The 13,109-nt window shown below is 41.2% G+C and carries 9 protein-coding genes; 4 read left to right on the top strand and 5 right to left on the bottom strand.

All coding sequences use genetic code 11. The annotated features are described in order from the left end of the window. Positions 1-50: 50 nt before the first annotated feature. The 4 genes from secF to H5183_RS08180 all read right to left on the bottom strand — a co-directional run bounded on the left by secF (position 51) and on the right by H5183_RS08180 (position 4,609). Positions 51-977: a protein translocase subunit SecF gene (secF, locus tag H5183_RS08195; protein ID WP_145233492.1), complete on the bottom strand. Its 927-nt coding sequence runs from the start codon at positions 975-977 to the stop codon at positions 51-53. Next, a complete protein-coding gene (secD, locus tag H5183_RS08190; protein WP_182731413.1) occupies positions 974-2,827 on the bottom strand; it encodes a protein translocase subunit SecD in 1,854 nt (617 codons plus the stop codon). The genes secF and secD overlap by 4 nt, the downstream gene beginning before the upstream one ends. Before the next feature lie 107 nt (positions 2,828-2,934). Beyond that, on the bottom strand, positions 2,935-3,432 hold the full coding sequence (locus tag H5183_RS08185) for a hypothetical protein (protein WP_182731412.1): 498 nt from the start codon (positions 3,430-3,432) through the stop codon (positions 2,935-2,937). Between the two features lie 127 nt (positions 3,433-3,559). Continuing rightward, on the bottom strand, positions 3,560-4,609 hold the full coding sequence (locus H5183_RS08180) for an NAD(P)-dependent alcohol dehydrogenase (RefSeq protein ID WP_145233486.1): 1,050 nt from the start codon (positions 4,607-4,609) through the stop codon (positions 3,560-3,562). Positions 4,610-4,831: 222 nt separating this feature from the next. Between H5183_RS08180 and H5183_RS08175 the strand changes: the two genes are divergently transcribed. The 4 genes from H5183_RS08175 to H5183_RS08160 all read left to right on the top strand — a co-directional run bounded on the left by H5183_RS08175 (position 4,832) and on the right by H5183_RS08160 (position 11,070). Next, complete coding sequence (locus H5183_RS08175) at positions 4,832-6,574, top strand: ABC transporter ATP-binding protein/permease (RefSeq protein WP_145234073.1); 1,743 nt, start codon at positions 4,832-4,834, stop codon at positions 6,572-6,574. Positions 6,575-6,747: 173 nt separating this feature from the next. Further along, a complete protein-coding gene (locus H5183_RS08170) occupies positions 6,748-8,814 on the top strand; it encodes a M13 family metallopeptidase (RefSeq protein WP_182731411.1) in 2,067 nt (688 codons plus the stop codon). Positions 8,815-8,993: 179 nt separating this feature from the next. Further along, positions 8,994-9,707, top strand: coding sequence for a YebC/PmpR family DNA-binding transcriptional regulator (locus H5183_RS08165; protein ID WP_145233481.1), 714 nt, complete (start codon positions 8,994-8,996; stop codon positions 9,705-9,707). A gap of 88 nt (positions 9,708-9,795) precedes the next feature. Next, entirely contained in the window at positions 9,796-11,070 is a 1,275-nt protein-coding gene (locus H5183_RS08160; RefSeq protein ID WP_182731410.1) for a leucine-rich repeat-containing protein kinase family protein, read from the top strand. A 198-nt stretch (positions 11,071-11,268) separates the two neighbouring features. On the opposite strand, the gene H5183_RS08155 is transcribed toward H5183_RS08160, so the two are convergent. Beyond that, complete coding sequence (locus H5183_RS08155) at positions 11,269-13,023, bottom strand: hypothetical protein (RefSeq protein WP_182731409.1); 1,755 nt, start codon at positions 13,021-13,023, stop codon at positions 11,269-11,271. Positions 13,024-13,109: the final 86 nt, after the last annotated feature.

Raw genomic sequence — 13,109 nt, 5'->3', positions numbered from 1 at the left:
AACAATGCCGCGTATATCGCGGCATTTTTGTTTTTCGTTGATAAAGTCAGTTACGGCATATCCATCAACGCTTGGCTTTGCTCATCGACCTTAACTTGATAGTTTTCATGCCTTAAACCAAGTAACTGTGGTAACGTTGCAGCAATACAAATTGACGATAATGTTCCCACAACAATTCCTACAAATAGTGCGATAGAAAATCCCTGTAACGGCGCACCAGCCAATAACCACACACTCGCCACTGTTGCAAGAGTAGTGCCTGAGGTGATTAAAGTACGGGTCAAAGTGCTCTTAATTGATTCATTGATCACCGTATTCACGCTAGCTTGTTGTGTTGTGGAATCTAAGCGCAGTAGCTCGCGTACCCTGTCCCCGACAATAATTGAATCATTTAATGAATAACCAATGATTGCCAGTAAACTCGCTAACACGGTTAAGTTAAAATCAAGCTGTAACCATGCAAATAAACCAACTACCACCACCACGTCATGCATTAAAGCCACAACCGATCCCAACGCTAAACGCCACTCAAAGCGTAGCGCTAAATAAACCATCACGGCAACCATTGCCGCAAATAATGCCAAACAGCCTTGTTCAAATAATTCATCGCCAACTTGAGAGCCTAAGTAAGAAGATGACAACACTTCAGCACCCAATGTCTCATCTTGCGTAAGCGTTGCTAACCAAGGCGATGTACTGGCTTGCTCTGCCTCTCTTAACTGAAAGTGCTGGCTAGATTGAGCGCTTAAGGTAAAGTCATCATGGTGATAATAACTAATTTTTTTCGCCAGCTCAGCCTCACTAATTGGCACTGCAGTGGTAAACTCAGTTAAATAGCCACCAGTAAAATCAAGGCCGAAATTCAATCCTTTTGTAGCAACCCCTATTACAGAGAGCAGCACTAGTAGGATAGATAAAACCAACCCCGATAAACGTAAGCGGGTTGTGGTGCTCATTTTTTCATTTGAATTGCTCATGCGCGAGCTCCTCGCTTATTTGCCAATTTTAAATACAAAGTCTGACTCAACGCCTTAGAAACATACACCCCGGTAAATACGCTAGTTATTAGCCCTAACGCCAGCGTAATTGCAAAGCCTTTGATTGGCCCATAGCCAATACCATATAAAATAATTGCCGTGATCATAGTGGTAATATTAGCATCAAAAATTGTCGCAAATGCTTGTTGGTAGCCCTGCTCTATCGCTTGATATGGTGCTCGGCCTTTACGGCGCTCTTCTTTGATCCGCTCAAAAATAATAACATTAGTATCAACAGCCATACCGATTGTCAGTACCAGCCCGGCTATGCCCGGTAAAGTTAGCACCACACCAGGCAGCAGTGACATTAATCCTACTAAAGCTGTTAAATTCAATAATAAGGCAATATTTGCCACCAGCCCTAAACGGCGATACCACAGCGCCATAAAGGCTAATGTAATACCCATTCCCAACATTAAGGCCGCGAGCCCATTATGTATGTTATCTGCGCCCAAGCTTGGCCCAATGGTTTGTTCTTGTACGATTGTCACCGGCGCAGTTAATGAACCTGCACGTAATAGCAATGCTAAATCCTGCGCCGCTTGTGGGCTTTGCATATTAGTAATACTAAATTGGCTACTCAAATGTTGAGCTATATTGGCAACATTAATCACTTCACTTTTTTTAACTACTTCACCTTTGACATTTTTATAATATTCAGAATACACCGTTGCCATTGGTTTACCGATATTACGTTTGGAAAATGCCGACATCGCCTCGCCACCTTGGCTATCAAGGCTAAGTTGCACTAGCGGCTTGCCCCATTCATCGCGCCCTGCATGGGCATTATTGATGTGTTGTCCCGAAAAAATAGCAATTGGGTCTAAATTGATCGAGCCACCATTTTGCAGGTTAAAGGTTTTTCCGCCGATTTCTTTAAGCTGATAAAAATCAAGCGACGCTGTTGCACCTATAATACGTTTTGCTTCACTTGGATCTTGTACACCGGGTAACTCAATACGAATACGTTGTTTACCTTGGCGCTGGGTAACTGCTTCAGTAATGCCTAATTCTTCAATACGGCCTCTTAAAGTGGTTAAGGTTTGACTCATTACTTCTTTATCAAACGCATTACTACCTTGTTCACTAAAACTAAATGCAACCGTTGTTAGATTACCCTGTGAATGCGCAGTTGCCATTAAACGCTCAAAACGCTTTAGAACATTCGCCTGTACTGCGGCTAAGTCACTTTTAGCAGCAGGCAACGCGTGTAATTCAAAACCATGGGCATTTTTTTGTACACGAACACCTCTGGCTTTTTCATCACGAATAATTGTTTTAGTTTGTTCATACGCACTATCAAGTTGCTCTTGTTGCGCTTTCACTAAATCAACATCTAATACAAATAACACACCACCATTAAGATCAAGACCTAATTTTATAGGTGCTAATCCTAAGCTTTGTAACCAATCGGGACTTGTTTGATGCGTGACTATTTTTGCATTCAACTGCTTAAATTCACTTTTTAACGCTTGTTGCGCTGCGGCACTTTTGGTTGGCTCTTGTAGTAACACATTTAATGAAAGGCTGTTTTGCGCCACTTGAATTGATTGCTCAACCAGAAACCCATGTTGATTTAAAAAATCAATAACAGACTTTTGCGAAGGAGTATTCGCTAGTAACTGCTGTGGATGTTGCTGGCTCTGCGTTGTACTCAGATGCAGCCACGATTTTGCTGGATATAAATTTGGTAAGGCACTGATCGCTAATAATACCAGCGCCAAAAACATCGCCATATAGCTTATTTTAAAACGCTGTAGCAGCGGTTTTTTTGATGAATTTTTTAACATATTGCTTCCTTTAAACCAATGCAAGCATCGGTTTCTCGCCTCATAGGCGCAGTAATTTATTTGCTTTAGTTGAATGACTAAAACATCGAAAAAATTAGTAGGAAGAGTTAACTGTAGTAAGTAAGTACTGCACGGTATTGTAAGTTGGCGTCTTTCCAACCACTAATCCGTGATTTTTTACCTTCGTAGGCTACAAACCAAGGTAATGTTATTGGCGGTTCAAGGGGTTGTAAGTAAAGTTGGCGCGCAAGGCTAGGTACAAAAAACTCAAATATTGCCACATAACTTGGCTCAACTTGGCTTTGATACAGAAATAGCGATGAATTACTCGCTGAAAAGCGTGGCTGTAAAGACTCAAACCCCGCGCCTTCTGTTTGTTGATCAGCCGCCGCAATTGGTACCTTCTTGGTAAAAGGGGTGATATCTGATACTGAAGTATCAAATACCTTAACCTCTAAAGCACTCAAATCAGATAACATCGCCGACTGAAAAAAAGCGGTAGGCTGGCTCACATTAGCCTCAGCGTTGCTCACAGCATTAGCCTGCACACTAAAAAGTGCAGTAAACAGCAGAAATACAGTAAGGACTAAGCGAAAACGGATCATTTTATTATCTAAATAGTAAGCTGGTATTATAAATGGGGAGTAATTGCCCTATTTCAATAGCTAATTTGCAATTGAACAAAAAAAACCGCAAGTAAAACTACTTACGGCCAAAAATCACAGTCGATAATTAAGCGACTTCAAGTGAGGACATGTCAATGACATAACGATGAGACAAGTCACCTTCTTTTAAGCGTTCAAAAGCCTGATTAATGTCTGCCATATTGATCATCTCTACTTCCGGTAAAATATTATGCAGCGCACAGAAATTAAGAATTTCTTGAGTTTGTGCAATACCACCAATCAAAGAGCCAGCCACGCGGCGACGCCCCAATAATAATGGCACCGAGTTTGATTCAGCCATCTCACCCACTTGTCCGACTAATACTTGAGTACCATCAATATCTAATAGGGGCATATAAGGGGTAAAGTCATGCTTAACTGGAATAGTATTAATGATCACATCAAACTGATTAGCGTATGCTTTCATGGCTTGTTCGTCTTTAGATACCAGTAAACCTTCAGCGCCATATTCCAACGCTTGCTGTTTTTTATCATCTGATCGACTAATAGCTGTCACATGGGCACCCATTGCCGCAGCGATTTTAATTGCCATATGGCCTAACCCACCTAAGCCAATAACGCCAACTCGGCTACCAGGCCCGACATTAAAAGTACGTAGCGGCGAATAAGTGGTAATACCCGCGCATAAAATTGGCGCACACTTAGCAAGATCAAGTGATTCTGGAACGTTTAAAACAAACTCTTCGCGCACTACAATGTGTTTAGCGTAACCACCTTTGGTTGATTCACCAGTGATACGATCTTTTCCTGAATAAGTTCCGACCATGCCTTCGCGACAAAATTGCTCTTCGCCTTTGTGGCATTGGTCACACTCAAGGCAGCTATCAACCATACAACCAACTGCTACATTATCGCCAACTTTGTATTTAGTCACTTTGCTGCCAACCTCAGTGACACGACCTACAATCTCATGTCCTGGTAAAATTGGGTAACTGGTGCCACCCCAATCATTATTTACGGTATGAAGATCTGAATGGCACACCCCGCAATATAAGATTTCAATCGCAACATCTTCATCGCGCAAATCGCGTCTTTCAAAATGAAATGGCTCTAATGGCGTATTAGCTTGATGTGCTGCGTATCCGATAGTTTTCATCTGCTTTCCCTTCTATGTTAAAAACTGAGTTTAATTAACCACTCTAAAACATTGTCTTAAGCTGCCTAAACTGTACTATGTGCTGTTAGTAGTATAGCCCTAGATACAAACTGTTAAAGTTTATACTCTAGGCTACTAGAAAAAGTTTAATGCAGACTTAATAGAGTTAGAGAAAATATGCGCGGAATGGGTAAACAAGAAGCAATAAAACATCATGATGCGATGAATTTAAAGCAAAGCATTGTCACCTTGTGGCCTTACTTGGTTGCTTTTAAAGGCCGTGTAACACTTGCAACACTGGCATTGATCGCCGCAAAGGGTGCCACTTTATTGATGCCATGGGCGCTGAAAGAAATAATCGACAGTGTTGATCCAAGTTTACAAAATATAGTCATCGTACCCATAGCTTTACTGTTACTGTATGGCGGACTACGTTTTGCGAGTGTGTTTTTTGGTGAAGTACGTGATGCGTTGTTTGGTCGTGTAACTGAACATGCTATGCGCCATATTGGCCTAAAAGTATTTAATCACCTACACAGCCTTGAGTTGTCGTTTCATCTTGATAGGCAAACTGGCGGCATTAGCCGTGATATAGAGCGTGGCACCAGTGGCTTAAGCTTCTTAATGCGCTTTTTAATGTTCAATATTGTGCCAACTTTATTTGAAATAGCCGTAGTTGCGATTATTTTTGCAACTTTATTTTCGCCGTGGTTTGCCGTAGTTACCCTGCTTGCAGTGGCTTTATATATTACCTTCACGGTTGTTGTAACACAGTGGCGCAACCGCTTTATTCGCGAAGCAAACCAAGCCGATAATAATAGTAACAGCCGTGCTATTGACAGCTTACTTAATTATGAAACCGTTAAATATTTTAATAATGAAAAGCATGAAGCACAAACATATGATGGCTTTTTAGCTAGTTGGGAGCAAGCCCGGCTTAAAAACCGCTTATCGTTGCTTGCCCTTAATTCAGGTCAAGCCTTGATCATAGCAGCAGCGATCACCGCTTTAATGTGGCTTGCTAGTATTGAAGTGGTTAAAGGCACACTCTCTATTGGTGAGTTGGTAATGATCAACGCCTATATGATCCAATTATTTTTACCGCTCAATTTTTTAGGCTTTGTTTATCGAGAAATTCGCCGCGCCTTAACCGACCTTGAAAATATGCTCGGACTATTAACCCGTAAACCACTCATTTCAGATAAAGCAAATGCACAACAGCTCAATATACAACACGCTGATATAGAATTTAAAAACGTTAACTTTGGCTACCATCCATCAAGACCTATCATTAAGCAGCTTAGTTTTTCTATTAAAGCAGGCAGCAAAGTCGCGGTGGTGGGCGCCAGCGGTGCAGGAAAAAGCACCCTAGCCCGTTTACTGTATCGCTTTTATGATATTGACAGCGGTGAAATACATATTGATGGTCAACAACTTACTAGCGTCACACTCAACAGCTTGCGACAAGCGATTGCCATTGTGCCACAAGATACTGTGTTATTTAATACCAGCATTCGCGACAACATTGCTTATGGCCGTCCAGATGCTACAGCACAAGACATTGATAATGCTATTAATATGGCGCATTTACGCAGCTTTATTGATAGTTTAGATAAAGGTGATCAAACCCTCGTTGGTGAACGAGGTTTAAAAGTTTCAGGCGGTGAAAAACAACGCATTGCCATAGCCCGAGCCATTTTAAAACGCTCCCCTATTATCATTTTTGACGAAGCAACATCAGCGCTAGACTCTCATTCCGAGCAAGCAATATTAAAAGCCATGTCTGCACTAGCCTCTAATCATACCAGTTTAGTTATTGCCCATCGCTTATCAACAATAACAGATGCAGATACGATTATTGTGCTCAAAGAGGGCCAGTTGATCGAGCAAGGCAAACATGATGAGTTACTTAAATTCAATGGTGAATATGCGCGCATGTGGGAACTTCAACAAAAAACAGCATAAACATGGAGACTCATCTTCGGCGCGGGATACACACTGTATGCCGCGTAGTTTGTTGTTTCACCTAACTGAGAAGTAATTCACCTCAAAAGTTTGTCTGTTTTTAGGTTATCAATAACAATCTGAGTTAGAAAACGTGCAATAAAAATAATTAAATTACATTCAGGGGAAGTCCAATGAAAAAAACACTTATTGCAGCAACACTTGCTGCCACATTTCTGACCGGCTGTTCAGAGCCTAAAACAACACAAGCGCAACAGCCTAGTACCGAAACCCAGACAGCAAAAGCTGAATTAGGTGTCTTTGGGGTAGATTTAACAGCCCGCAATGAAGCCATAAAACCAGGTGATGACTTTTTCATGTACGCCAGTGGCACATGGTATGACAACTACGTTATGCCTGCCGATAAAACTCGCTACGGTGCATTTGCAGGATTGGCAGAACGTAGCGAAGAGCGTGTTAAGGCAATTATTGAAGAGATCGCAGCCCGTAAAGATTTAAATACTGAAGAAAAGTTAGTTGCCGATTTCTATAACGCGTATATGGATACCGATACCCTTAATAAGCTTGGTGTGTCGCCAATTAAACCACTACTAACGGAAATTAGTAACGTTTCATCAACCGATGATCTAACCAAATTATTTGGCCAATCGTGGTTAACGGGCGTTAACTCGCCTATTGGTTGTGGCATGTGGTTTAACCGCTTAGACCCAAATAAATATGAAATGTCATTAGGCGCTGGCGGCTTAGGTTTACCAGATCGTTCTTACTACCTTGAAGATTCTGAACGTTTTGTTAAAACTCGTACTGCTTATGTAGCCCATATCGCCGACATGCTTAAATTTGCAGGTGTTGACAATACAACTGAACGTGCTGAGGCAATTTTAGCCCTTGAAACCAAAATAGCACAAGGCCACTGGCCACGAGAAAAACGTCGTAACCGCGACCTTACCCTAAATCAAATCGAACGCAGCGAGCTGAGCTCTAGCTACCCTGATTTTAATTGGGATCTGTATTTTGAACAAACAGGATACCAAGTACCACAGTTAAATGTATCGCAACCAGAGCCGATCAAAGCAATGATTGCATTGATCAATCAAGAAGATGTTACTGTATGGAAAGATTACTTAACCTATCACGCACTAAGCTCTAATGCAGAGCTACTGTCTGAAGATGTATTCAATACTAACTTCGCATTTTACGGAAAAGAGCTAAATGGCCAGCAAGAGCCACGCCCACGCTGGAAACGCGCTATCAGCCAAATGTCGAGCACTGATTCATTAGGTTTTGCCATTGGTAAAGTGTATGTAGCACGCTACTTCCCTGAATCATCAAAACAACAAATGTCAGCATTGGTAGAAAACCTGCGAACGGCTCTGGGCGAACGTATTGACAACCTAGACTGGATGGGCGCAGAAACGAAAGTAAATGCCCGCGCTAAACTCGCTGCGTTTGTGCCTAAAATTGGCTATCCCGATGTATGGCAATCATTTGATGGTTTAAGCATAAGTAGCAATGATTTGATGGGCAACATCAAAAATACCCGCGAGTTTTTCCGAGCTGAAAGCGCTGCAAAAGAATTGCAAAAAACCGACCGTAACCGCTGGGGCATGACACCACAACGTGTTAACGCATACTACAACAGTTCGTTTAACGAAATTGTATTCCCTGCAGCAATTCTACAACCACCATTTTTCGATCCTAATGCCGATCCGGCAGTAAACTATGGTGGCATTGGTGCCGTGATTGGTCATGAAATGGGCCATGGTTTTGACGATCAAGGCTCTAAATCAGATGCTAACGGCGTACAACGTAACTGGTGGACGGATGCCGATCGTGCTGCATTTGATGCCAAAGCCGACCAACTTGCTGCACAATACAGTCAATACGAGCCAATCCCTGGTAACTTCGTTAATGGTCGTAATAGCTTAGGTGAAAACATCGGTGACGTGGGTGGGTTAGCAATGGCTTATCACGCTTACAAACTCAGCCTAAACGGTAAAGAAGCGCCTATTATTGACGGCCTTACGGGCGATCAACGGTTCTTCCTCGCCTGGGCACAAGTATGGAAAGAAAAACGCACTGAGCAAAGCATGTTAAACCAGCTTCGTGGTGGCACACATGCACCCGGTCGCTTTAGAGCACAAGCACCACGTAACCACGATGCTTGGTACAAAGCATTCAATGTACAACCTGGTGATGCCTTGTATTTACCAGAAGATCAACGCGTACGTATTTGGTAATAACCCGATACATTTCGATTGAAAATATAACCCGCAACTGCGGGTTATATTTTTTGTGCTGCTTGCTCACTCAAAGCAACTTTAATTCCCACTGAATTCTGTATTTCCAAGCGAGTTGGGTATAGAATACGGCACTACAAAATTTATACTTTTAAAAACATATTTAAGGCGAAACGCAGATGGGAAGAGCTTACCAAAACAAAAAAGATTCAATGGCTAAGACTGCGGGTGCTAAAACTAAAGTTTACTCAAAGTACGGTAAAGAAATTTATATTTGCGCAAAAAATGGTGGTATTGATCCCGATGGCAACCTATCGCTACGTCGTTTAATTGAACGCGCTAAAAAAGATCAAGTACCAGCACACGTAATTGACCGCGCAATTGATAAAGCCAAAGGCGGCGGCGGTGAAGACTACTCAGCAACTCGTTACGAAGGCTATGGCCCTGGTAACTGCATGATCATTGTTGATTGCTTAACTGACAACAACAAACGTACCTTTGCTGATGTACGTGTATGTTTTACTAAAGCAAACGCTAAAATTGGTGCACAAAACTCGGTATCTCACCTATTTGATCATTTGGCTATTTTTGTATTTGATGGCGATGATGACGAAGCCGTGCTTGAAGCACTAATGATGGCTGACGTTGATGTTACTGACGTAGAAGTTGAAGCCGGCAAAGTCACTGTTTTTGCTCCGCATACTGAGTACAACAACACCCGTACCGCACTTGAAGAAATGGGCGTTACTGAGTTTGATGAAGATTTGATCTCTTTTGTGCCGCAAGTTGAAGCACCAATTGCAGGCGAAGACGTAGAAGTAATGGAACGCTTTTTAGCGATGCTTGAAGATTGTGACGACGTACAAAACGTGTATCACAACGCACAATTTTAATTTTATTGACTAAAATTATGACTAAGGCCAACTTGATTGGCCTTTTTATTTTCTTATTGTTAAACCCCTAAATAAATGGATTTGTATTTTGAATACCGTTGAACAGCTTCGTAGTGGTAAATTAGCTGGCACTAAACGTTTACAGCTAGTTGAAGAGCTAACCACATTCCCAGACGAAATTTTTACCCTTGCAGATACCCTCGAAGTACTCGATTTATCAAATAATAACTTATCTGATTTGCCCGACGAATTTGCTAGTTTAACTAAATTAAAGCGGGTGTTTTTATCATTCAATCAGTTCCAGCATATTCCTGCTGTATTGGCAAAATGCCCTTCCCTTATTATGATTGCATTTAAAGGCAATAAAATCAGTGAATTTGCCGAGCATAGTTTGCCGCTTTCGACACAATGGTTAATTTTAACTGACAACCATATTGAACAATTGCCAGACTCTTTTGGTGAACTTACGCAACTGCGTAAACTTGCCCTTGCTGGTAATCGACTAACGACTTTGCCACACAGCATGCAGCAGTGCCAAGCGCTTGAACTCGTGCGTTTATCTGCGAATAACTTAACTGATGTTAATGACTGGCTGTTTGAATTACCAAAACTCAGTTGGCTGGCTTTTGCAGGCAATGACTTTAATAAAGCACAAAGTTTACAACAAGTTCAATTAGCAGCCGTACAACTAAACGAGTTTTCACTTGTTGAAAAAATTGGTGAAGGTGCGTCTGGGATTATTCACTTAGCACAGTGGCAGCACAATAATGTGGCGTTAAAACTGTTTAAAGGCGCGATCACCAGTGATGGCTATCCACTTGATGAAGTAAACTGTTGCTTGCAAGCGGGCGAACATAAAAACCTAATAAACGTTCTCGCCTATATCGATAACCCAGAGCAACTTGGTCTGGTTATGGAGCTTATCAGCAAGGACTATCAAAACCTCGGCTTACCGCCGTCACTTGATACTTGCACCCGCGATACCTTTTTTGGGCATACACAGTTCACTGCTCACGCCATTAAACACATTGCTAAGCAAATGGTCAGCACCCTTGCCCACTTACATATCAATAACGTAAGTCATGGCGATGTATATGCGCACAACACCATGATAAACGATGAATACACAGTATTGTTTGGTGACTTTGGCGCAGCAACTAATTTAGACTCTCTGACCGACTATCAGCGCCAACAAATGCAGCGTATTGAAGTCAGAGCGATTGGCTGCTTAATTGATGATTTACTGAGCGTGTGTTCTGAAGTTACGAGCGATGCAACACAGCTAAGAACACTTGCTCAACAATGTATGAATGCAGATATGAGCCAACGACCAACTCTTAAAGCACTAATAGAAAAACTATAACTTTTATGCGCGACTCTACCTCTGAGTCGTGCTTTACCGCCTTGCTTTGCTACATAGCTATAAAATAAAACTGAATATAAATAAGCCTTGGTCTACTTATATGGCTTTCGTGTCTGGTATGCTTTTATAATATCAGTAACTTTACTGAGCTTTGGTCAAACTAATTCACCCAAAGCTCAGTTGGTTAATAAAATAGCGTTAATCAAGCGTTATTGTAATGACTTCGTTGGCAAATTCGCTATACACCACAAGGTGTTTTTCAGAAATAGTCTCAAAATGAAAGTCTTTCATTGAATAACTTTCCCATGACACATCATCTTTGATCAAATACTCTTTATCCGCTGATAGGGCCCACAGTTGCCCCGTAGATTGATTAGATGACGCATCACCTACATAAACCAATAAATAGCCTTGTTCACTCACAATAGGAGTTATTTTTTTAGTATTACTTCGTGCATAACTCGCAATTGTGCGCCATGTTTCATTATAAACTCTGATCGGTTGAGTGGTATTTAACCGTGATTGCAACTGCAATTCTGACTGCTCTGTACCAGCCTTACGTAAATATTTAAGCACGGCATATTTTATCGATGCTGTCTCAACAAAATCACCCGCTAGTAAAGTATCTAAGTCGCCGCCAATCCAATCAGGAGTTATTTGTCTTAACGCGGTTAAATCGAATGCAGTACTTGTCTCTACTTGTTCTCGTGTAAATTTAAACTGTTCAATGCCACTGTCTTGGTTTGTAAATAAGAACTGGTTATTACCATTTTGCCAAATAGTAGCATTGCGTACATTATTCAATGAAAACACAGCGTCATCGCGCGCACTTGGTATGACGTCGATTAAATTTATAAGCAACTGCTCATCTGTACCAAAACCTAGACCAAATGTGATGTCATCATATTCAAAAAAAGGTGTATGACTAAATGTAGTGATCTGATTACTCAATACAGTTTTCCCTCGGATCTGAGCATTTATTATCTGTATATACGATTTTGATGAAACCTCATTATTATCTTCAAGCGCTAGATAAAGGTCTTGATTATTTGCAATAAATTCACTTTGCAAAACCCCATCGTTGATTAGGTTAGATACTGCTTTCCATTTACCACTTTGCCAACTATAAACACCATCAGGAAAAGACGTTAACGCAAATAGTTTACCGCCTGAAATAGCTAGACCTGAAGCGTTAATATCATGGATTTTATAATTACCTAATTGGCCGTTATTAAAAGAGGCTGAGTGTAATTTGTATTGCGTAGAGGCGCCTTCAGTAATAAACCAAACTTGCTCATCAAACCATAAATATTCAGATTCAATTAACAGCTCTTTGTCGGGGTTATCAAACAATAATTGCTTTTCTTGTTCACTAAACACCAAATATAATTTACGTTTTTCATACACCACAGTATAAGGACGACAAGCTACTTTAAACTTAAGATTAGAGATGTCATCAACTTCGCAAATCTGTGGCCCACCAAGCGCTGTAATTTCAGGCTCAATCATTGTAAGTGGTGGAACCGAGACCGGAGAGTCTTTTAACTGAATACTTTGCTCGCCATAACGAATAGTTACAGGGTATGAATAAGGGGTTGTTTGTGCAAAACTCGCCTGAGAAGATACACATTTAACAGCAAGGCTATAATTCAACGTTGTTGTATTGCTCAGCTGTGTGTCGCACGTGATACTTTCTGGTATAGCTAATAAGGTTGGTTGTACAAATGTTTTTGACGTTGCGCTCAGTTCAATAACCTTGTCTGCAGTAAGCTTCGCTTTGTTATCCATCCATGACACTTCAAGTCCTGCGGCAACACCATTGGCTGTTATTTTGAGCGTAAACGTTTGCTCTGAAATAGCAGGTGGCTTTGTGTCTTGACTGTCTCCAGAAGAGCCACCGCATCCACTTGCGGCTAAAATAGATAAGCTCACTAAAAATGATTTAAATTGCAAAATAGAATCCTTGTGTTTAATTAGTTTCAAAAAAGTCGCTAGTAATACATATTCCTTCAGTTATCAATTATTACTACCAGTACCTT

Origin of the sequence: Pseudoalteromonas sp. SR44-8, from assembly GCF_014163635.1 — a bacterium.
Classification (GTDB): domain Bacteria; phylum Pseudomonadota; class Gammaproteobacteria; order Enterobacterales; family Alteromonadaceae; genus Pseudoalteromonas; species Pseudoalteromonas rhizosphaerae.
This window is presented reverse-complemented; position numbering and strand designations above follow the sequence as displayed.

Bases quoted from the DNA above. Each gene is read 5' to 3' on its own strand.
- H5183_RS08180 (WP_145233486.1), bottom strand. From the start codon at position 4,609: ATGAAAACTATCGGATACGCAGCACATCAAGCTAATACGCCATTAGAG.
- secD (WP_182731413.1), bottom strand. From the start codon at position 2,827: ATGTTAAAAAATTCATCAAAAAAACCGCTGCTACAGCGTTTTAAAATA.
- H5183_RS08175 (WP_145234073.1), top strand. From the start codon at position 4,832: ATGAATTTAAAGCAAAGCATTGTCACCTTGTGGCCTTACTTGGTTGCT.
- H5183_RS08185 (WP_182731412.1), bottom strand. From the start codon at position 3,432: ATGATCCGTTTTCGCTTAGTCCTTACTGTATTTCTGCTGTTTACTGCA.
- H5183_RS08165 (WP_145233481.1), top strand. From the start codon at position 8,994: ATGGGAAGAGCTTACCAAAACAAAAAAGATTCAATGGCTAAGACTGCG.
- secF (WP_145233492.1), bottom strand. From the start codon at position 977: ATGAGCAATTCAAATGAAAAAATGAGCACCACAACCCGCTTACGTTTA.
- H5183_RS08170 (WP_182731411.1), top strand. From the start codon at position 6,748: ATGAAAAAAACACTTATTGCAGCAACACTTGCTGCCACATTTCTGACC.